At 65.0% G+C, this 20,695-nt stretch carries 16 protein-coding genes; 6 read left to right on the plus strand and 10 right to left on the minus strand.

Annotated features, from left to right (window positions below; translation table 11 throughout):
- Nucleotides 1-76: 76 nt before the first annotated feature.
- From ABW18_RS12000 to ABW18_RS12015, 3 genes are all read left to right on the plus strand, one after another.
- Nucleotides 77-1,126, plus strand: a complete 1,050-nt coding sequence (locus ABW18_RS12000; RefSeq protein ID WP_235434361.1) for an SMI1/KNR4 family protein — start codon at nucleotides 77-79, stop codon at nucleotides 1,124-1,126.
- A gap of 591 nt (nucleotides 1,127-1,717) precedes the next feature.
- Nucleotides 1,718-2,128, plus strand: a complete 411-nt coding sequence (locus tag ABW18_RS12010) for a hypothetical protein (RefSeq protein WP_082937805.1) — start codon at nucleotides 1,718-1,720, stop codon at nucleotides 2,126-2,128.
- Complete coding sequence (locus tag ABW18_RS12015) at nucleotides 2,059-2,793, plus strand: SMI1/KNR4 family protein (RefSeq protein ID WP_231894049.1); 735 nt, start codon at nucleotides 2,059-2,061, stop codon at nucleotides 2,791-2,793. The genes ABW18_RS12010 and ABW18_RS12015 overlap by 70 nt, the downstream gene beginning before the upstream one ends.
- 42 nt (nucleotides 2,794-2,835) lie before the next feature.
- Here ABW18_RS12015 and ABW18_RS12020 read toward each other — a convergent pair whose 3' ends face one another.
- The 4 genes from ABW18_RS12020 to ABW18_RS12035 form a co-directional block, all read right to left on the minus strand.
- The gene (locus ABW18_RS12020; protein ID WP_082946598.1) at nucleotides 2,836-3,249 is read right to left on the minus strand and encodes a nitroreductase/quinone reductase family protein; all 414 of its coding nucleotides are present in this window, start codon (nucleotides 3,247-3,249) and stop codon (nucleotides 2,836-2,838) included.
- Entirely contained in the window at nucleotides 3,246-4,385 is a 1,140-nt protein-coding gene (locus ABW18_RS12025; protein ID WP_049699202.1) for a DUF6670 family protein, read from the minus strand. Before ABW18_RS12025 ends, ABW18_RS12020 begins: the two co-directional genes overlap by 4 nt.
- Nucleotides 4,382-4,900: an SRPBCC family protein gene (locus ABW18_RS12030; protein WP_049699203.1), complete on the minus strand. Its 519-nt coding sequence runs from the start codon at nucleotides 4,898-4,900 to the stop codon at nucleotides 4,382-4,384. The genes ABW18_RS12025 and ABW18_RS12030 overlap by 4 nt, the downstream gene beginning before the upstream one ends.
- Before the next feature lie 70 nt (nucleotides 4,901-4,970).
- The gene (locus ABW18_RS12035) at nucleotides 4,971-6,053 is read right to left on the minus strand and encodes a DUF6670 family protein (RefSeq protein WP_049699204.1); all 1,083 of its coding nucleotides are present in this window, start codon (nucleotides 6,051-6,053) and stop codon (nucleotides 4,971-4,973) included.
- Between the two features lie 295 nt (nucleotides 6,054-6,348).
- Here ABW18_RS12035 and ABW18_RS12040 point away from each other — a divergent pair, with 295 nt between their 5' ends.
- A complete protein-coding gene (locus ABW18_RS12040) occupies nucleotides 6,349-6,690 on the plus strand; it encodes a winged helix-turn-helix transcriptional regulator (protein ID WP_049699454.1) in 342 nt (113 codons plus the stop codon).
- 414 nt (nucleotides 6,691-7,104) lie between these two features.
- Here ABW18_RS12040 and ABW18_RS12045 read toward each other — a convergent pair whose 3' ends face one another.
- On the minus strand, nucleotides 7,105-7,761 hold the full coding sequence (locus ABW18_RS12045; protein ID WP_049699205.1) for a CPBP family intramembrane glutamic endopeptidase: 657 nt from the start codon (nucleotides 7,759-7,761) through the stop codon (nucleotides 7,105-7,107).
- 169 nt (nucleotides 7,762-7,930) lie between these two features.
- Between ABW18_RS12045 and ABW18_RS12050 the strand changes: the two genes are divergently transcribed.
- Nucleotides 7,931-9,817, plus strand: a complete 1,887-nt coding sequence (locus ABW18_RS12050; RefSeq protein WP_049699455.1) for an alpha/beta hydrolase — start codon at nucleotides 7,931-7,933, stop codon at nucleotides 9,815-9,817.
- 45 nt (nucleotides 9,818-9,862) lie between these two features.
- On the opposite strand, the gene ABW18_RS12055 is transcribed toward ABW18_RS12050, so the two are convergent.
- Nucleotides 9,863-10,291, minus strand: a complete 429-nt coding sequence (locus ABW18_RS12055; RefSeq protein WP_049699206.1) for a PPOX class F420-dependent oxidoreductase — start codon at nucleotides 10,289-10,291, stop codon at nucleotides 9,863-9,865.
- A 70-nt stretch (nucleotides 10,292-10,361) separates the two neighbouring features.
- Nucleotides 10,362-11,054 carry a TetR/AcrR family transcriptional regulator gene (locus tag ABW18_RS12060; RefSeq protein ID WP_049699456.1) on the minus strand — a complete coding sequence of 231 codons (693 nt, stop codon included), beginning with the start codon at nucleotides 11,052-11,054 and terminating at the stop codon, nucleotides 10,362-10,364.
- A 137-nt stretch (nucleotides 11,055-11,191) separates the two neighbouring features.
- Here ABW18_RS12060 and ABW18_RS12065 point away from each other — a divergent pair, with 137 nt between their 5' ends.
- On the plus strand, nucleotides 11,192-12,133 hold the full coding sequence (locus ABW18_RS12065; RefSeq protein ID WP_049699457.1) for a sterol desaturase family protein: 942 nt from the start codon (nucleotides 11,192-11,194) through the stop codon (nucleotides 12,131-12,133).
- Here the strand turns inward: ABW18_RS12065 and ABW18_RS12070 are convergent.
- The 3 genes from ABW18_RS12070 to ABW18_RS12085 all read right to left on the minus strand — a co-directional run bounded on the left by ABW18_RS12070 (nucleotide 12,117) and on the right by ABW18_RS12085 (nucleotide 20,654).
- A complete protein-coding gene (locus ABW18_RS12070) occupies nucleotides 12,117-16,196 on the minus strand; it encodes a murein biosynthesis integral membrane protein MurJ (protein WP_331436322.1) in 4,080 nt (1,359 codons plus the stop codon). The genes ABW18_RS12065 and ABW18_RS12070 overlap by 17 nt on opposite strands.
- A 239-nt stretch (nucleotides 16,197-16,435) precedes the next feature.
- Nucleotides 16,436-19,387, minus strand: coding sequence for a DUF6049 family protein (locus tag ABW18_RS12080; RefSeq protein WP_049699209.1), 2,952 nt, complete (start codon nucleotides 19,385-19,387; stop codon nucleotides 16,436-16,438).
- On the minus strand, nucleotides 19,380-20,654 hold the full coding sequence (locus ABW18_RS12085) for an NUDIX hydrolase (protein WP_083444385.1): 1,275 nt from the start codon (nucleotides 20,652-20,654) through the stop codon (nucleotides 19,380-19,382). Before ABW18_RS12085 ends, ABW18_RS12080 begins: the two co-directional genes overlap by 8 nt.
- Nucleotides 20,655-20,695 lie beyond the last annotated feature (41 nt).

Here is a 20,695-nt window from a genome sequence, read left to right on the forward strand (position 1 = left end):
AGATAGCTGGGACAGCTTGGTGATTCGGTGTGCCGAGGTGTCTCATCAACTCGTCGAGCAGGGTCTTGAGGTCCCGTTGCCGGGCGCCGAGCCGTCCGGGCCACGACCGCCGGCCACGCCCGCGCAAATCGACGCGGCTGAAGCTCGAATTGGGGCACGTCTGGATTCCGACGCTCGTGCGCTGCTCAGCAGGGCCAACGGTTGGGTGGGGCTCGCCGGACGTTTCACGCTGTTGTCGTGTGAGGACATCGGCGGTCCCGACTGGGCCGAGCTGATCGAATTGCGCGACATCTTCTTTGCGTCGTGCCCGCCAGACTCGTGGCCTGACAGCGTCGTGGATCCCCAGGTCCTCATTCCGATCATTGTCGTGCCGTACTCACCGGAGACCATCTATGTCTTTCCCAGCGAGTCGAACGACGGCCGTGCGCGGTCGGCATTGAATACAGGTCTCGATCCGATTCCCGAGATCACGTTGAAGCAAGGCATCGAGGTGTCTCTCCAATCAGCGGTCGCCGATCTAGCAGCTCTCGCTGGAGATGAAAGAATGTTGGGTTCGGCGCGCGATACTCGTAGCGACGCTGTTCGCGGTCGCCAGCGGTGTTTCAGCGTGTTCGACCACCGAACCAGAAGACCAGAAGAAGAGCACACCACTTCGATCACGGAGACGCACGTGGCCTACGCCATCGAAAAAATCCAGTGCCCGTCGCCCGACGATCTGAGTAAGTCCCTCAACATAACCTCGCCACCTCTCGTCACCCGCCAACAAGGAGCGACGCAGGTCTCGTGCCTGGTTGTGATTCCGCACGGCTACATGTTTTCGATGCTGTCGTTGAAGAACAAGGGTCGATTGAGTGACAGCGTCCTCCCGGTGCTCGAGGAGCAGGCACAGAAGCCTAGCGATCGGACCGACGGCAGGACAACGTCGTCGACCATTCGGCCGATCAACGATCTCGGGGATGAAGCGTACGAGATGACCACGCGCTTCGACGACACCAACGAGGTCTTCGAAGTCGCCGTGTGGAGTCGCACGGGTCCATACAGGGTGCGGGTTTCGGGCGCTTTCCCCGACCAGGACACTGCGCTGAGAATCGCGCGGCTCTGGGTGCGGACGCAGCCAACTCAATAGGTGACACAAACGTCGTGGATCCCTGTATTGAACACCGGTCTGGATCCGATCCCGGAGTCTCACGTAATGAACCAGAAGGTCACACCGAAACCATCACGGAGGCACACATGGCCTACGACGTCGAGGACATCCAGTGTCCCTCACCTGACGAACTACGCAGCCTTGTGGGCGCCGAGTCGTGGCCCCTCGTCATACGTCAACAAGGGGCCACGGAGGTGTCGTGCCTGGTCGAGTTTCCCCATAGCTACGCATTCTCGCTCTTGTCGTTCAAGAACAACGGTCAGCTCCGCGATAGTGTTCTCCCTATCCTCGAGGAGCAGTCACAAACGCCCAGTACCCGGTTCGACGGCAGGACGACGTCGTCGACGGTTCGGCCGGTCGACAATCTCGGCGACGAAGGGTACGAATTGGTCACTCGATTCGACGACACCAATGAGATCCACGAAATCGTTGTATGGAGTCGCACCGGGCCGTACCGAGTGCGAGTCTCAGGTCGATTTCCCGACCAGGGTGTCGCACGGTCTGTCGCGCGACTGTGGGTGAAAACCCAACCGGCCCAATGAATCACAGAGAGAGGGTTCTTGAAACTCGATGTCATCGCAAGAGTCACAGATATACGCGGCGGTGGATCGCTACGAGCACGCGAAGTCTCACGGTTCGCGTCGCGACATCTTGGCGACGCTTACTCTGGACGCCCCCGAGCGCTTCTACTACGGCGGATCGGACGAGGCGTTCGCCGGACGGCGCAAGCAACTCGACGCAGTGCACTTCAATGCGCAGTACACCAACAGACGGGATCTCACGATCACCGGTGATACTGCCACGCTGACCACTGACTACGCCGAAACGCGCACCGACGGGACATCGACGGGCACGCCCTCACCAAGCTTCGGTAGCGACATCGAGTTCACGCTGAAAAAGGTCGACGGCGAATGGCTGATCTACGAGATCACGACGCCAGCGATGCGCGAGGACCGCATCCTGCAGCAGGGTCCGCCGTGATCTGGCTGGCGGCGCTACGACCGGCGGACATGCCCGAGCGCGGAACGCTGGCAGAGGCGATGGCGCACGCGACGTCGACGGTCAGTGGGGATGATTTCACCGACGTCGTCACACGAGGACGGGCAGGCGTCGAGCCGGGAATCTGTTGCGACATCTACCATCTACCGCCGAACGAGCTCGTCGCGCCCGACGCACTCGGCGATACAGGCGTGGGTGCGGCATCGGTGTACGCGGTTCGCCGGTTCACCTACCGCCCGGGCAGTTCGCTTGACGAGGTGCGCTCAGCCGAGGAAGCGCTTGGTGTTCGGCTTCCGCAGCGTTGGGTCGAATATCTCACCGGCGCGAGTGTCCTCGATAAGGCCGAGGGCCCAGAGTATTTCGAACTCTTCACACCCGCCGATATTGCCGACGTGACGAACGCGTTCTATGAGTGGTCACCGCGCATCGGCGCTGCGATGATCGGCAACGACGGTGGATCGAGCCGACTGCAGTTGGACACTCGTGTCGGCGACGCAAGCCCTGTCGTCATGATGTTCCCGGGCCATCGTGATTGGGAGGACACCATCGTTCAGGCCGATAGCATCGACGACTTCATCGAGTCCGCGGAGGCGGGAACCTTCGAAGTGGTCTTCGAAGACACGCACAAGTATCGTCCGCGCAGGTGACGATCACTGCTTGGCCCTCGACGTCGATGATCGGTGGGCGGGTCACGTCGCAATTGCCTTGGGCCAGATGGCGGTTCGCTCCGATTCCGTCAGGCGCTGGACGTGTACCGACTTTGTCTGGCGACCTATGGTGATGGTGGCGCTTGGTGTTGCTTCGAGGTTGTATGACCATGCGGGCCGGCGGTTTTGGCCGAAATTTGATGCGACGACGACGTAGTCGTTGCCGTCCTCTATGTAGATGAGAGGCGTCGTTCGTGGCTGGCCGCTTCGACGTCCCGTCGTGGTGAGGATCAGCTGGGGCAGAAGTGCGCGGGGTACGAGATGGAGCCGTCCGCCGGTGAGTCGGGCGATCGAACGATCAAGCGGAACCGAGCGCCGCATGACCTGCGACACAGCCTTGTTGGTGCCCATCCGCTGGAGCAGGCTCGTAGCCGTCAATGCTCTCGTCGCGGTCATCGCAGTGCTCCTGCCCGTCGGTCCGAGTATTCGAGGTATCCCTGCCCCGTACGCGTTCGTCCTTCGATCTCGCCATGCCACTGGTATCCGGCGATATAGCCCATGCCCGCGTAGAGCCAATGAGTATCGACAGTTCCGTCGATGTAGGAGGTCGTGCCGTCGTCATGGGTGAAACGCCAGGTGAACGCGGTCGGCAGTACCATCTCGGCGCGGCCGTCGTAACTGGTTGGTACGGAGGCGAACTCGGTCACGGTGAACTCTGCCTCGACTCCGATCCGTCGTACGCCCGTGCCCACCTGCCTGATATCTGCGCCCATGAGGGCGGTATGGCGGCCGAAGGCGCCAAGCGCGCACGCAACGATCTGCTCTCCGGGCCCGAGATCGAGGACGTGGTAGGTGAAGAAATCGGCGGGGATCTTCAGCGGCGTGGGAAGCATCCGCGGCAGGTCCATGAACGGCGCGTAGCCGATGCCGTACTCGAAGGTGCAGGTTCCGCTGACCTGTTGCGCGGCAGAGTCTTTGGATGCGATCGTGCCCTCGTACTGACACAGGAGACTGTAGTGGCGGTAGATTTCGCTATCGGCGACCCAGCTGATGTCGTCTGTGCAGTGCAGATCGAGTGCGACATTCAGGTCGTCGAGGGTGCTGCGTAGGTGCACCGAGGGGTAGTCGACGCTCAAAGTGTGATTCTGTCCGAAGCGGAGAACACTCCCGTCGTCGGCCAGTTCCGTTCCGTCGACGCCGAAGACGTGGAAGGAGCGGGTCGGATCGGATTGCGCTGTGCCCCAGCCAAGTTGCGTGACCCCGCGCGGCCGACCGGGGATGGCGCCGTTGTCGTCCCAGGCGCGGAATCCGGTGCCGCCGATCACGATCATGTGGGCAAGGAATCGATGCGGCTCCGGTAGGTCGGGGATCATGATGCCGTAGTGCGCGGCACCTTTGGTCAGCACGCGCGTCGAACTCGGGGGGAACGTCAGATCTTTGGGGAGGTCGTCACGGACGGCAGAGTTGTGGTTCGAGGTACGCATCACTCGAGCGACCGCTGAGATCCCGAGACGCTTGAGGCCGCCGGACCGATCGGTGCTGGTGTAGTGAACCGGACGTGCGGATGGCCTTGCACACTGCGCGGAACTCATAGCACTCCTCCTCGGGCCGGGTACTGGGTATCGAAGTGGCGCTGGGTATCCCCGATGATCGATGCGAACAGGCGGCGATTGAGAGGGACACCTGCGGCGACGATGGGGCCGAAGCCGCGGTGGGCGTCGAACGCGAAACGCCATGTGAACCTACTCCCCGATCCCAACGCTGTGACGTGGTAGTCCTCCGCGAAGGATCGGAACAGCGGAACACTCGCCTCGGTGGCATAGAAACTGTGCCGGTGAATGGTGTTGTCCCACAGAAAGAAATGCTCACGCAAGGTCATCACGCCCCGAAGCACGGCTACTTCGCGGCGACTGCCGACGCCGAGGGGCTCGGGACTCAGGTAGTGCCCGCGCAGCGCGCGCACCCACGGTAACGGCTGCGGCGCAACGATATCTGCCCAGACGGTGTCGGGATCAGCGCCCGGAACGTCGACGTCGTAGCTGAAGCTGTGCTGTGCGGTGTCGAAGTAGCTGAGGTCGACGGGGTCAAGGGTGGTCCAGATGGCCATGGGCGCTCCTTTGGTTGATAGTCGATCAGTGCTGGGTGTCGTCTGTGCTGAGTGCAGTCCGCCGGTCTGCTTACGACCGACTCTGCTTGCGGCGCAGATCAATCCATTCGATGTATCCGGTGTCGGCGATGGACGCTGCGCGAAAGGTGCCCGTGTAGTGATAAGCGCCGACGTAGCCACGGCCGTGGCCGAACCGCCACGGCGCATCGACCTCGCCGTCGATTACGAGGACCTCGTGACCTTGGCTGTCGCGAACCAGCCACCGAAGTCTTTGCGGCACAGGCATACCGCGTCCCCACGGATCGACCTGGTCGCGACCCCACTCGATCACCTCGAATTCGATGTCGTCGAAGACCTGTCGATCACCGTAGGCGGTCCGTAGATGCGCCATCAGGCACGCCGATTGGCCGCGTGCCTGCACCTCAGTGAGAAGCACCTGGGTGACGTCATCGAGTTGGAGAATCTGGTAGGTGAAATAGTCCGACGGCAGTTTGAGTCGTGGTGGCAACGGGGACGCGGAGAAGTTCTGCGGCGTCATCGCGCGGCAGTATTCAAAGGTCCCCAGCCCCTCCACGGAGGTCGCGCCGGCATCGTCTGTGATCGTGCCCGTGTACGGTGCCAGCAGACTCAGATGGTCATAGACCGGGGACTTGGTGAAGTAGGCGACATTGTCGGTGACCTCCAGATTCAGATCGACAGAAAACGTCGAATACCGCCCTCGCACCGCCACTTTCGGCAGTGCGACCTCGATCTCGAGGTCCTGACCCCACGCCAGCTTCGAGCCGTCTGCGGCCAAGTCACAATCGCGGCGCGCGTCGTAGCGCTGGTAGTGGTACTGATCTCCGTGTGCTGTCGACGACAAGACTGTCGTCGTGCGTCGGGCATCGGGCTCGACGACGAACCCGTCATTGTCGAACAACTCGGTTCCGGTCGCACCGATCAGGGTCATCGTATTCAGGTATCGATGCGGGTCCGGCAACCGTGGCACGAAGACTCCGAAATGCGTGAAGCCCCACCGCCGCGATGCCTCGTGCGGGATCAGTTCCGGGCTGCCCGCATAGGGCTTCTGCGATGCGTCGATTCGCCGGTCGGCCAATGGGAGTGCGACCTGCACGATGGCTGCGGCCGCGGCGGTCGATATGCGGTCGTTCACGCGGGCTGCCCTGGTCGACGATCTGGTTCGCGAAGTCTCTGTTGATACACGGTGTAATCCAATCTATGAACCACTTCGGGTTGCTCGGATGCATCGATCATCTAGCTGTCGCTCCGCCGGGCGACTGCTGTCAACGACAGTTTGCCAGTACAGACGGGTTTCGGGGCCGTTCCCCGCGCGGGCTAGCCATAAAACTATGCCGACTGACATACCGATCGATAGTCCACTAATTGGACCAAAGATGCAAGGGTGTGGCAGCGCTCAGGGGCTGAAGTCGCCCGGTATTCTCGAAACCATGTCCGACGACGAGTCAGCTCCCATCCCTGGGAACGCTGTCCGCGGCTCGGAGACTGGTCGGCCGATCATGGCCGCATTCGACCTCTTGGGCCGTCGATGGATGTTGCGGATACTCTGGGAACTCCGCTTCGGAGCGGTGCGATTCTCCGACCTTCGTCGCCGAATTCCCGAGGCGTCTCCGACAACGATGTCTCAGCGGCTCGACGAGCTGGTCGACGCGAAGATCGTCACCAAAGGGCGCTCGGGCTACCGGTTGACGACGCACGGCGCAGCGCTTCTGGTCAGCCTGGGGCCACTCGAGTTATGGGCGAAGTCGTGGAAATTGGCGCACCGTGATTGACCCTCGTTTCACCGACAGGTCGCGTAAAGGGAGAGTGCGGGCGGCATGTGCTCTATACCGCTTGGGAGTTCCGGCGTCGGCCTAGATATCGAAGATCGGGATCGCAATCGTGGCTTTCATTACTGCTTTCCCGGCCGAGCGACGCGGCTCTAAGGTGCCTTGTCGAACTCTTCCTCGAGTCCCTGACCGTTCCCCAAGAAACAACTCACGGAAACGTACACAAGCCGGGAAAAGAATACTTCCCCTAGTTTCTGCACGGCTGGATGCCGCGCGGACCCTTCCCCTGCTTTCCGCGCCGGCGGACACGGGCCCCAGCCATCGCGCCGAATTCGGCCGGACCTCGTCTGTGCCGCGCGAACCGGGGTTGTCGGATCGTCGCGTGTACTGTCCGGTTCGAGCGCCTATTCGGACCGCCTATCCCCCGAACCGCCAAGCCAGCGCGGCGCCGACGGCACCGATGCCATTGGCGGCCCAGTGCAAGGCTATGGGAGCGAGCAGACTGTCGCTGCGCACGCGGAGCCATCCGAGAAGCACACCTGCTGCTGCCGTGACGGCGACAGCCACCACGACACCGATGAACTGTGCGAACACGGTCTGTCCGAAGAGGTCTGACAGGCCCGCGTTGCCCGCGGTGAGTCCGAGTGACGTGACCACATGCCAACAGCCGAAGAGCACGGCTTGGATCAGCAGGGCGCGGGTGGGCGTCGTGAGTCGACGCAGCGAGCCGAACAGCACACCACGGAAGAACAACTCCTCGGGCAGCACCGTCTGGAACGGAATCACGACGAACGCAGCCAGTAGCGCGTGTCCGAGGTCGCGATAGGCGTCGTTCTGAAACAGCTCGCGTGTCGGCGGAATGGCGACGCCGACAACGACCACAACAACGACCGCAAGGACGATGACCAACGCGTATCGTCCGCCGCTGCGCAGGCCCGCACCGCCGAGGCCCAGGTCCTCGTGAGTGAGCCCCGCGGCGAGCGCGATGGACACTGCAACCACCGCGGCGACCGTCACCAACCATTCGACGCCCGGAAAGTGCAGAAAATGAGCGCACATCTGCGCGGTCAGCATTAACGCGGCACCAACAATTGGCACCAACCACAGTCGACGACGCTTTCGAGAATCGGGCAAGCGTGAGCTCGCGGATGAGACATTGTCGTTGCGGCTCACCACGGTAGCGTCGCACAGGTTTAGGATTCACGAGTCACATCGATGTCCGATGACCACGAAGGGTGCCCAGGTGCCAGACAAGCCAGCGACCGGCTCCGAGCACGATGCGTCGTCGAAGACCAGTACCTCGGGTCCTACACCCGACGGTGACGGCCAACTCGCCGAGCCCAGCACTGTCGACAGCAAAGCGGCAGCCGACACCAAGCCCGCCGTCGAGAACAAGGCGGGCCAAGACAGCAAGGCGGACCAAGACAGCAAGCCCGACGCCGAAGACGAGCACGGCAGGTCGTCGTCGAGCTGGTCGTCGAAGCTGCGGCACGCGGCGCTGGCCTATGCGCATCGCATCAGTTTCGCCGGGCTCATGTTCGGGACGGTCTTCCTCTGGTTGTCGACGACGCCCTCATTGCTGCCGCGCGGCCCGTTGTTCCAGGGCGTCGTGTCGGGTGGCGCTGCGGCAGTCGGCTATTGCGTCGGTGTGTTCATCGCCTGGCTGGTGCGGTACATGCTGTCTCGCTCGGAGCGCTGGCCGTCGCCGAAGCGAAACTATTGGATTGCGTTGGGTTTGATCGCGATCATCGGCACGGTCGTGATGCTGTACTGGTATTCGCGGTGGCAGACCGAGATTCGCAATCTGATGGGTGTCGAGAACCTCACCTGGACGGCGTATCCGATCATCGCGATCTTCGCCGTGCTCGTCTTCGTGCTGTTGATGGTGATCGGGCAAGCATGGGCGAGTCTCGTGACATGGCTTGTGCGACAGCTCAGAAAGATCGCTCCGCCACGCGTTGCCGCGGTCGCGGGACTCCTCGTGGTCGCGCTGGTGACCGTATTCATCCTCAACGGTGTTGTCGCGAAGTACTCGATGAAGGCGCTCAACAGCACATTCGCCTCCGCCAACGACGAGGTCCGGCCGAACACCGCTCCCCCGACGTCCGGGCTCCGATCGGGCGGCCCCGGGTCGCTGGTGACGTGGGAGTCGCTCGGGCGTGAGGGTCGTGTGATCGTCTCCAACGGACCGGACATCGCGAAGCTGTCGGAGTTCAACCAGCAACCGGCGATGGAACCGATCCGAGCGTTCGTCGGACTGGGTTCCGGCGACAATCTGCGCGCCAACGCGCAGTTGGCTGCCGACGAACTCGTGCGCGCGGGTGGCTTGAAGCGCAAGGTGATCGCGATCGGGTCGACGACCGGATCCGGTTGGCTCAACAAGGCGACCATCGACTCGCTCGAATACATGTACAACGGCGACGTCGCCACCGTGGCGATGCAGTATTCGTATCTGCCGAGCTGGATTTCGTTCATCGTCGACAAGGAGCGAGCCCGCCAGGCGGGTGCGTCACTGTTCGAGGCGGTCGACGCCAAGGTGCGCGAGCTTCCCGAAGCGGAGCGTCCGAAGCTCGTCGTCTTCGGCGAAAGTCTCGGATCCTTCGGCGCCGAAGCGGCTTTCGGTACGGTCCCGACCGTCACCGCGCGGACCGACGGCGCGCTGCTCTCCGGGCCGACGTTCAGCAACACGCTCTGGAACGATGCCACCGCGGGCCGCGACAAGGGATCACCGCAGTGGCTGCCGATCTACAACAACGGCAGGCAGGTGCGCTTCATCGCCGACGAGAAAGATCTCGACCGGCCCGACGCACCGTGGGACTACTCGCGCATGGTCTATCTGCAGCACGCGTCCGACCCCATCGCCTGGTGGTCGCCGCAACTCATTCTGCGCGAACCGGATTGGCTCAAGGAACAGCGCGGCAGGGACGTCATCAGCGCGACGCACTGGATTCCGTTCGTCACCTTCCTCCAGGTCTCGGCCGACATGGCGGTGTCGGTCAATGTTCCCGACGGCCACGGCCACAACTATCAGTCGGCTATCCCCTATGCCTGGGCACGCATCCTGCAGCCGCCCGGCTGGACGGACGAGAAGACGCAGCAACTCGAGCCGCGACTGCACCGCGACGGGTAGTGCGTGCGGGGTCGCGACATTTCGGCGGAGTACTCGGTGAGCAGCTCAGTCGGCGATGTCGAATGCGGCGATGACCTTCGTCGGCGTCAGTCGCACGAGCGCTTCGCCGGGTACGGCATTGCGTTTGCCGTACTGCTCGGCGAGGTCGGGACCCATGTACCGTTCGGCGATTGCCGAGGCTGTGCGCAGTAGGTCGGTGGGGTCGTCGTCGAAGGCGACGGTGCCCTGGACCTGCACGAACGAGAACGGCGGCTTCTCGTCGTCGACGACGATGGTTGCCCTCGAATCACGTTGCAGCGCGCGACCTTTCGACGTATCCAGACCGGTGTTGAACACCAGCGCGCCATCTTCGACGATGAACCAGATCGGCGTGACCAACGCTCGGCCGTCCTTCGACACCCAGGCGATCTTGCCGGTTCGTGTTCCGGTGGAGAGGAATTCGACGACCTGGTCGGTCAGCTCGGCTGTGGACATGGTTCGGGTACCTTTCGTCCGGTGATGTCGGTTGTGCGGCGGTAGACCGATTTCCAGGGTAGGTCGTGTGTCAGGCCAGGCGCTGATACGTCGCGATGAACATCTCAACACAGACGTCCCGGATGTCGGAGACGTCGGCGGCCGGTGTTCCGGCGTCGGTCGCGATGTACCAGTCGACGAGGAGCTGCGTGAGAGCACCGATCAACCCGACCGCGGCGAGCCGGAACCGCTCCGGCGGCTGCTCGTCGTCGAATGCGATGTGCATGGCCAGTTCGGCCCACCCGTGAATCGCGTCCATCCGCAGTCGCTCGAGAGAGGCGTCGACTCCGACCACCTCGACGAGGATCACGCGCGCCATCCGTCGGTCGCCGGTGAGGCGTTCGAGCAGGGCGTCGAGGGCGACGCGGGTGAGTTGTGCGAGGCGCTGCTCAGCCGGTGCGTCGTCGCTGGTCGCGGGGCCGCTGGTGACGTCCGGGACCTGCAGGAGGCTCTCCCCTACGGCCGCGCGGCAGATGTCGACGCAGTGTTCGTACACGGCTGCCAGCAACGCATTTCGGTCGGAGAAGGACTCGTAGAAATAGCGCTGGGTGAGGCCGGCCTCGTCGCAGAGCCGCTTGACCGACACGTGACGAAAGCCTTCGCGGCCGAACAGGTTCAGTCCGGCGTCGACAAAAGCTGCTCGACGCCGCGCCTGACGTTGCTCGGGCCCCGTTCCGGCGTACAACCGCCCCGAAGGTCCGGGCTGGGAGGTCTCGAGTGTCACGGAATCCTTTCCTGTCTGGTCGGCCTGTCTGTCTCGTTGGCCTGGCGGCATGGACACGCCCCATCTGAGACGATACTGTGTCAACATAAATCTGACACATAGCCGTGTCAGATAGCGGACCGGAGGTGACGCTCACGATGCTCGAACTACTCCCCGACCCGATGCGGGAGCCGACGGTCCTCGCGATCCCGTTCTTCGTGACGATGCTGGCCATCGAGTGGTTCGCGGCCTACAAGCTCGAGGAATCCGACGACGAGGGCCGCGCGCCGAAGGGTGCCTACGAGAAGCGCGATGCCCGTGCGAGTCTGTCGATGGGTGTGGTGTCGATTGCCACGAGCGCGGCGTGGAAACTGCTTGGGCTGCTCGTGTACACGGCGATCTTCACCTACCTCGCGCCGTGGCATCTTCCGGCCACCGCCTGGTACACGTGGCTTATCGCGTTCCTCGGCGTCGACTTCTTGTTCTACTGGTCGCACCGGGTGTCGCATCGGGTGCGGCTCGTGTGGGCGACGCACCAAGCGCACCATTCGAGCGAGTATTTCAACTTCGCGACGGCGCTGCGGCAAAAGTGGAATATCAGTGCGGCGCTAGTGATGTGGCTGCCACTCCCCCTCCTCGGTGTGCCGCCCGCGTTGGTGTTCGCCGCGTACTCGCTGAACCTGGTGTACCAGTTCTGGATTCACACCGAGCGCATCGACAAGATGTGGCGCCCTTTCGAATTCGTCTTCAACACGCCGTCGCATCACCGGGTGCATCACGGGAGTGATCCGGAGTATCTCGACCGCAACTACGCAGGCACGCTGATCATCTGGGACAGGCTGTTTGGCTCGTTCTCGCCCGAAACACACCGTCCCACATACGGACTCACCAAGTCGGTCGGCACGTACAACATCGTGAAGCTTCAAACACACGAGTACGCGAGCATCGCGCGCGACGTCCGCGGAGCGGCAAGCTGGCGTGCCCGCCTGGGTTACGTGTTCGGTCCACCCGGGTGGGCACCCGCAAGCGTCGCCGGAGCCGGCGCCACTGGGACCGAAGCAGTCGAAAGCGGTGACGGGCGCGTCAGCGCGCCATCGTGACCTGGCCGATCTGTACCTGGTAGCTGCCGTTGCCTGTGCTCGGCAGCGAGGTGAGCCAGACCATCACGTAGCGACTGCCCTGCGGATTCTCGACCGTCAGCGTCGTGCTCGGCTGATCGACCGTGCCGGTTGCCAGCGTCGAGGTCTGCGCGGCGGTCGGCGTTGCCGACGGTGCGGTGCGGATCTCGACGTTGAAGCCGGGCGTCGGCGTCTTGATGGTCACGGCCTTGACGTTCTGCTCACTGCCGAGGTCGAACATGAGGCCCATGCCGTTCTTGAGTCCACCGAAAGCCGCTGAGCCGCGGTAACTGTCGCTGCGCCACGGCGGAGCGACACCGCTGATCACGTTCTGCAGATTGACGGAATTGTCCGGCGGCTGAGCGGAGAAGTCGACGATCGAGACGGCATTGAGCGGGATCGCCGTGCCCGCAGCGGGCGGGGGCGCCGGGTTGCCGGGTGTGGCAGGTGCCGAGGTCGTCGGGAGGATCGAGTTGATGTTGGTGTCGCCCTCGTCGCCACCGAAAATGCCTGTGGCCCAAACGATCAGCGCGATGACAACAAACAGCGCGAGGAGCGCCGCGCCCGCGAGCAACCCGACGTTGCGCTTACGAGCGGCCGCGGCCGCCGACGGTTCGTGGGTGCCGATCCGTACCGGCGCCTCGTCGTCGTTGATGGCGGGCAGCATGTCGGTCGGGAGGTCGAGGACGGTTGCCTGGTCGAGGACATGCTGGACGGTGCCCGCAGTGCGGATACCGCGTGCGCCGTCGAGTGCGCGCGAGGCGACCGCTGAGATCTCGAAAGGTATGTCGGACTTGACCTCTCGCGGATCGATTGGTTCACCGTCGGGTCCGGGGGAGGCGATGGGCAGTCCGCCGACGGGCGTCGTCGTGTCGGCGGTGGTGACGAGGTGGTGTCCGGTCTCGCCGTCGAGAGGCCACCGTGCGAGCAGTAGCGCGTACAGCACGGCGCCGAGTCCGCGGACATCCGACGACTTGTCGTCGCCCGCTAGGGTTCCCGGGAAAGCGAGTACGGCATTGCCGTCGGTGCTGATCCGAATCCGGTCGGGATGGTCGATGGAGAGCGCACCGCCGGAACGGTGTGCGGCTTCGGCGGCGGCCGCAAGCGCGCGGACGGCACGGGCGGCGCCGATGGGGGAGGGACCCGAGCGTGCGACGTCGGCCAACGACGATCCGGGGACCCATTCGGTGACGACGATGCCACCCGACGATCCACGCACGACGTCGAGAACACGCGCGACGCCAGCGGAACTGATCTGGCCCAGTCGCAGAGTGCGGGTGAGAACACCCTGGGGGCCGGAATCGCTTGCGCTCGGCTGATCTCCGCGCTCGGGCGGCGGTGCGAGCTGCTCGGCGTCGACGAAGGTCAGGCCGACCTCGCGGTCGAGGTTGATGTCCTGTGCGCGCCAGAATTGGAGGCCACGGGTGCCGCCGTGGGTGTCGAGGAGGCGGTAACGACCGCCGGCGACAGCCGCGCCGGGGATGAGACGCGGTCCGCGGCGCACGGGCGTGCCGATGGCCTCGGGACGGTCGGGATCGGGGGTGGGTCCGCCGGTCTTTGAGGATGAGCGCGGCTCGTTGGGCTTGGCCTGCTCACTCGTCGTATCGGAGGACGTCTCGGACTGGGGGGTGGTCTCGACCTCGCTGCCACTCAAGCCGCTATCAGTCAAGCCGCTGTCAGTCACGCGTCGGACTCCTTTCCTGCGATACCGAATATCTCGTGGTTCACGCGTTGGTGAGCCGACTTCGAGACCCCGACCACCGGCGGCACCACCGCTGAGCACCGCATACGACTGCCAGGTCGCGGTACCACGGTCGAATCGCCGGACCACTTGTACCTGACCAGAGTACGGGAGCGATTCATCGGCAGTGACCCGCGGAAACTGAACCGTGATGGTCGGCGACGATTCCGTGACCTGACCGGCGGGCGGCGCGAGAGCGGGGATGAACCGACCGAGCAAGCGGCGCACCGAATTACCGATCGCCACGACGTCGGGCAGTCCTGCCGCCGACAGCCCCGCGTAGGTCACACCGAGCACCACGACCGCGGTGATCAGCAGATATGCCAGCGAACCGAGCTTGCCCTCTGCCGTGCCCAGATAGTGGAGACCCGACAACTCGGCGACGACCCACACGATCGCGGCGACGCCGAGCGACACGATCAGCGTCACGATCGTCGTGCGCGCAACGCCTTCGAGGCGTCGGTAGGCGAGGCGCTTACGAAGGAGGAAGTGTCCGACGATCGCGCCCGCGAGATAGCCGAGACCATTCGACAGCGACAGCCAACGGATCACCATGTGCGGATCGGAGAAGAGCACCGGACCCAGATACGACGACGCGATCTTGACGACGGTGATGCCCAGCGCGATCCAGGTCGGAGTCCACGCATCCTGCGCGGCGTAGAACACGCGGAGCTGGACGAGCGTGATGGCGTAGGGGATGAGCGTGAATGCGCCCCAGGCGAGCACGGAGCCAAGCTGCGAGGAGATCGAGGCGTCGAACTTGCCGAAGTTGAAGATCGCGATACCGATTGCCGGACCGAAGAACGTCATGAACGCGACCGTCGGAACCAGAGCGACCATCGTCAGGCGGGAGGCGAGGGAGAGATCGTCGACGACGGCGTCGCGGTTATCGGCGGCGGCGTTGCGCGACAGGCGCGGCATGATCGCGGTCAGGATCGTCACGCCGAGCACACCGTACGGGAGCTGCAGAAGCTGCCAGTGCGTCGCATACACCGAGATGCCCGACGAGTCGGCATGCGAGGCGATGCGGTAGGTGATGACGAGTCCGACCTGCAGGATCGCTACGTAGCCGACGATCGCGACCGCCTGGCGACCGAAGGCACGCAACCGCGCGTCGATGCCCCACTGCAGCTTCAGCTGCACCCCCGCGCGACGCAGCCACGGGATCAGAATGCACGCCTGCAGAACGACGCCGAGCGTGGTGCCGATACCCAGGACCAGCAGCTTGGGCTCGGACATCTTGACCGGATTGAGTGTGATCTCGCCGGGCATCAGTGCGTACAGGACGAGCGTCGCGATCTGGACGACGTTGTTCAGCACCGGAGCCCACGCACCCGGTTTGAACAGGCCCTTCATGTTCAGGATGGCGATGAACAGCGCCGACAACCCGTAGAACAGGATCTCCGGCAGCAGCAGATAGGCGAGCGCTGTGGTCAGCGGCCTGTTGACGTCGCCGTCGCCGACGTTGAGGTAGGTGAGCAGGGGAGCAGCGACGAGAGCGATGACCGTCGCAGCGCCGAGCATGCACAGCGCAAGGGTGAAGATGCGGTTGATGAAGCCCCGACCACCGTCGGGGTCCTCGGCTTCTGCGCGGACGAGCGTCGGGATCACGATCGCGGTCAGCACGGCACCGAGGACAACCTCGGCGATCATGTTCGGCAGCACGTACGCCGCCTGGAACGCGGACGCGATCGCGGGACCGAGCATGGCAAGCACCAGCACGGTTCGGATGAACCCGGTGATGCGGCTGGTCAGCGTGGCGAGCGCGATCGACCCGGACGTCTTGACGATGCTCGCGTCGGAGTCGCGCGCAAGACCGGTCGACGACGAGTCGTCGGTATTAGGGGTGTCGGTGTCTGGGGTGCTGGGTTTAGACGTATCGGCCTCGCGCGCCTGGGTCGCGGTGGACGCCGGCGCAGCGGCCCGTGCCGCGCTCGCCGAAGGTCGGGTCTCGCGCAGCGGACGTCCCGCGCGGGGAGGCTGGGCGGCACGCGGGGGCTGAGCGCCGCGTCGAGGTTGGTTACCGCGCGGCGGTCGGTCAGTCGGTGGTTGGTCAGTCGGTGGTTGATCGGGCGGTGGCCGCCGTGCACTCGGCGGCTGCTGGGCACGGTCGGTGCGGGGGCGTTCGTGCTGGCCGTCGCGGTGAGGAGGCAGATCACGGGACGGGCGCGGATCGCGAGTCGTCGAACGTGGGGCGTCCGGGCGCGCCGGAGGGATCACACGGGGAGCTGCTCGCCCCGACAGCGGGGGACGAGCACCGACCGGCCCGTTCAGCGGTGCTGGTCCGACACCGGGGTCGCGCATACCGGGGTCGCGGGGGCCCGATGCATTTGCACTCGGCCCGCGCTGCGTCGTCGCATCAGTCGGCGGTACGCGACGCGGCGCGGCACGGCGCTGTTGTTCTGACGGGGCAGGCCGCTGTGAATCTTGTGCACCTGGCTGCTGTGCCTCTGATTCGCCTCGCCTCTGTGGCTCCGACGCGGCTCGCCGCGGTGACTCTGGCGCGGATCGTCGTGGCTGATCGCCGCGTTGTCCTCGATCGCTCATGCGCCTGTCCTGTCCGTGCCACTGTCCTTTGCTCTACTGCTGTCGACCGCTCTGCCACTGTCGACCGCTCTACCGCCGTCGACCGCTGTGCTGCCGTCGACCGCTGTGCCGCTGTCCTGCGCCTTAGGTGGCTCGGCGTCGTCGCGCGCGATCCCGTCGAACTGATCGGTCTCGACGAGTGCTTCCTCCTGTTGGAGGGTACGGCGCCGCTGCTGGTACGTGCTTGCCGCGAGCATCCGTTCAAGCTCGTCGGGCTCGGGACGGTCCTGGTCGGCGGGGTCGGGCCTGCCGCGGAACCGGCGCCACAGGCGGCGTGCCGTGAGCAAGATCAACGCGACCGCTGCGCAAATCGTGACGATGAACAGCGGTTTTCCGTACGCGTTCGAGTACACCGACAGTTTGATCGGGGTGCCGAGTGTGACACCGGTTACCGTCGACATTCCGATGGTCACCGTCATCGCCTCGGATGACTGCGCGTGCGTCGGCAACTGGATCTGTCGGGTGCCGCGTGCCGGGATCTCGACGACCCCGACGTCGCCGATCTCGAGATCCTTCGGCGCGGTCGTGGTGATGCGGACCCTGATGGGAAGCGCGAGGTCGTTACGTACGACGAGTAACAACGGACTTCGCTCCGAGGCGAGGGTGTATCGGCCGCCGGGGTCAAGGATGGTGACCGATCCGTGCATTCGGCGGAGCGTCGAGTGCACCGCATCGACACGCTGCTGACGTTCTCGCGCAAGGCGGGTCCGTGTTGCGGTGTTGTTCTCGTCGGGCGATCGGATCGAGCGGAGCAGATCCTCACGCAACTGGGAGACGTAACGCTCGGGACTGGCGTCGACGTCGGCCGAATCGACCAGCGCACCCTGCAGGCGCCACGATTCGTCGGCTGCCGACCGGATCGAGTCGACGGTGCGGTCGGTGAGCACTGGTCCGATCTGTGAGACAGGGCCGATGCCCGGGGGTTCGACGAGCCGTGCGGGTGCTGCTGCTCCGCCGATCCTGTTGACCAGGTCGTCGAGCGGGGCAGGCGTAGCTGCGCGCGAGCCGAAGAGAACGGTGGCGGTCGAGAACAGTGCGTTCGCGTCGTCGGAGGTGGCCGACCAGTAGGTCGGGGGCATCACGACGTCCGCGCGTCCGGCGGTATTCGTGACGGGAGTGCTGGTGTCCGGTTCCCCGCTCGTGCTGGAGCCCGGAGTCGCGATCGAGCGGAATGCCAGTGCCGCCACGGCGGCTTGGCGTCTGCTGACCGGAGACTCGGCGGCGAGGTCGAACTGTTGGCTCGGCGGAGTGAGTGCGGACACCAGTGGGGCCGTGCCCACTGCACCCATCGCGGCGCTGACCGACGAGTCGTAGGTCTGGGTGAGCAGTCCGCCGACGTTGTAGAGGCCCGCGGCGTTCGGATTCCCGGTCGGATCCACCGACGACGCCGAAGCGAGCACCTTCGCGTGGTCCGTATCGCGCAGCAGCTTGCTGCCCGCCTGATCGACCGCGCCGAGCGCGGGAATAGTCAGGCCCCGCACACTGCGCACCCCGAGAATTGCGTCGACGACGTCTGCGGGTGCGTCAAGCGCGGCGGCGGTCAGCCCCGAGCGCTCGATACGCGCCAGCGAGGTCAGATCGGTCTGGCTGAACGGCAGCGCGACCACACACGTCCGTGCCGCCACACCACGAAGGTCTGCCAGCCACTGCGTGGCGGCGTCGCTACCGGTGCCGGGTGTGGTGCGCGACGTCGGGTCGGCGGGGTTGCTGGACACCTCATAGCCCAGCGACATCGCGCGAACGGTCACCAAAAGGTCTGGGTCGACGGCCAGGCACATGCTTCGTTGCAGGTCGGAGGCGGTCTGCTGGGCCGGAGCCGTCGATGTTCCCGAGGCGGGATTGCCCGGACCGGGTGTCCCAGAACCCGACGTTCCGGAATCAGACGTCGCGGAACCGGATGACGTGTCAGACCCGGAGGTCGCCGAACCGGAACCACTCGCTGGTGGATTGGAGGCGCTGCCGGAGTCGCCGGGGGTGCCTGCCCCTGCGCCCGAATCGTTCGCGGCGGTGCCGACGACGTTGCGTGCGGACTCGAGGAGTTCGTGCAGGCGACCGCCGTCTCGCAGTGAGCGGGCCATGTCGTCGCTGATCAGGCGGACCGGTTGGGTGCCGCCACCGAGACCCCCCGGCGCGAGCTGCGGGGGAGCCGCGAGCGGCCAGAGCATCGTGATGCGTGCGGGGTCGGAGATGTCGGCCGACACCGCGCCGTCGGCGCCTAGGCCGTCGTTTCCGCTGGTGGACGTGCTGTCGGTGCTGCCAGGCGTCGAATCGAATTCCGACGAGTCGAATTGTGCGGCCCGACCTTTGTCCGGCGGCAGCGAGAGAACGGGGAGCAGCGTCCGAGAGCCTGCGACCTGGGCCATCGACCCGTAGTCGGGGACGCCGTTGACGTTGACCTGCAGCGGGTACACGCCCGGCCGCGATATCTGCATGCCCGATTCACCCGAGAGCGACATGTTGATTCGGAACGAGACCTCGGCGCCGGGAGCGAGTTCGTCGGTGAGATTGCGGAACGCTCCGGCGACGGCGATCGGAGGATGCGCGACGGCAAGACTGCTGCGCAGACCCGCTGCGTCGCGGACGGCGTCGCCGCGTTCGAGGCGGATGCTCAGATCTTTGATCGTGCGCGAACTGGTGTTCCGCACGTGGCCCTCGACGGTGACGTCCGGTCCCGACGTCGTGGTCACCATCGACGGCGTGAGTGTGTCGATGACCACGGAGGCAAACCGCTGGTCGTCGGACGGTGACGTCGTTGCGCCCGAGGTGCCGGTGGTGGGTACCGCTGCGGCCGGAGCAGCACACAATGCCGCGACGATCACCACGCCGACAACAGCGAGAAGAACGCGCGCACGCGTGACGAAAGAGGCGCTCAGGCGCCGAGAACTACCGATGCGCAGGACGTCACGCATCCCCGGACGCAGGTCGCCGAGGACGCCTGCGCCGTCGACGCGGCCGCGCCTGGGGCTGACTGTCCGTGCGGCGCTTGACCTCCGAGCGATGCCCGACGTCGTTGCGTCGCTGATTACGTGCGGCTGCGGCTTTCTCATATGCGTTCGGTTCGGTGCGGCTGCTCTCGGCCTCGGATTGGGCCAACCGTGCGGGGTCGGCGGCCAGATCGGCGATCACGCCGCGCGCCATCCGGGCCAATCGCCGCTCGTCAGAGTACGTGAGCTTGCGCGGCAACTCGTGCAACGGCACCCATGCGACCTCGCTGACCTCGTAATCGGCGTCGGAAAGCTCTCCACCGACGCTGCGCAGCAGATAGTGATGCACCGTTTTGTGGATGCGTTTGCCCTCGCTGACAAACCAGTAGTCGATCTTGCCGAGGGGTGCGACCACCGTGCCCTGAATACCGGTCTCCTCCGCGACCTCGCGGATCGCGGTCTGTTCCGCGGTCTCGCCGGTCTCGATGTGCCCCTTCGGGAGCGACCACATCAACCTGCCGCGCCTGTCGACGCGGCCGATGAGCGCCGCTGACAGTTCGTCGACGGGGAGCTCGAGGTCGGAGATGACCAGCCCACCCGCAGAGGTCTCGCGCACGGTCTGCAGTCGGTCGGGGCTGTTGGCGCTGCGATCGCCCGTGCGGGTGGCGCGGCGTCGATTGCGGTTCTGGCCGGGTTTGGGGCCGTTCGACGCGTGGGTCAGGCCGGTCTTGGTGATCTTCGCGCTGACGACCGCGATGTCCGACGGCTTGGGCGGCGTCACCTTCGCATGCGCGCCCTCGATCGACGTTTCGGCGTCACGGTCGGCGGGTTCGGCGTCGGCCATGCCTGCTTCGACGCGGTGCGAGCGGGAAGTCGCGCGTGCGACATCCGCCGGCGACGGCGCGCGTTTGCGCTGTCTGTCTCGCTGCTTGTCGTTGTTCTTGCTATTCAGGTTGTTCTTGCTGTTCAGGGCAGGGTCGGCACCGGGGCGATGGTCGGTCCCAGCGGTATCGGCGCGTCGGTTGTCCTGTGCGCGTCGTCGTCGACGACCCCTGCGCGAGCGGCGCGACGGACCTGGTTTGCCAGCCGAACCAACGCCCGAGTTGCCCACCGGTTTCCCGCCGGAACCAGTCGATGTACCCGCGGCGTTGCCCGTCGTCGCTCCTGAATTTCCACCCGAAATACCGCCGTGACCAGCCGACGAGACGTCGCCTGAGACGTCTGCGCGGTTGGTCGGGGACTCGGTGGACACAGACTCGATGCTAGCCGCTGGTCACCTGCCGTTTGCCCAGT

The sequence above is a fragment of the Gordonia jacobaea genome (assembly GCF_001186365.1).
Lineage (GTDB): Bacteria > Actinomycetota > Actinomycetes > Mycobacteriales > Mycobacteriaceae > Gordonia > Gordonia jacobaea.

Coding starts and splice junctions, on each gene's coding strand:
- ABW18_RS12055 (WP_049699206.1), bottom strand. CDS start 10,291: ATGTCCACAGCCGAGCTGACCGACCAGGTCGTCGAATTCCTCTCCACC.
- ABW18_RS12065 (WP_049699457.1), top strand. CDS start 11,192: ATGCTCGAACTACTCCCCGACCCGATGCGGGAGCCGACGGTCCTCGCG.
- ABW18_RS12045 (WP_049699205.1), bottom strand. CDS start 7,761: ATGCTGACCGCGCAGATGTGCGCTCATTTTCTGCACTTTCCGGGCGTC.
- ABW18_RS12025 (WP_049699202.1), bottom strand. CDS start 4,385: ATGAGTTCCGCGCAGTGTGCAAGGCCATCCGCACGTCCGGTTCACTAC.
- ABW18_RS12040 (WP_049699454.1), top strand. CDS start 6,349: ATGTCCGACGACGAGTCAGCTCCCATCCCTGGGAACGCTGTCCGCGGC.
- ABW18_RS12010 (WP_082937805.1), top strand. CDS start 1,718: ATGTCATCGCAAGAGTCACAGATATACGCGGCGGTGGATCGCTACGAG.
- ABW18_RS12015 (WP_231894049.1), top strand. CDS start 2,059: ATGGCTGATCTACGAGATCACGACGCCAGCGATGCGCGAGGACCGCAT.
- ABW18_RS12030 (WP_049699203.1), bottom strand. CDS start 4,900: ATGGCCATCTGGACCACCCTTGACCCCGTCGACCTCAGCTACTTCGAC.
- ABW18_RS12020 (WP_082946598.1), bottom strand. CDS start 3,249: ATGACCGCGACGAGAGCATTGACGGCTACGAGCCTGCTCCAGCGGATG.
- ABW18_RS12070 (WP_331436322.1), bottom strand. CDS start 16,196: ATGCGCGACCCCGGTGTCGGACCAGCACCGCTGAACGGGCCGGTCGGT.
- ABW18_RS12080 (WP_049699209.1), bottom strand. CDS start 19,387: ATGCGTGACGTCCTGCGCATCGGTAGTTCTCGGCGCCTGAGCGCCTCT.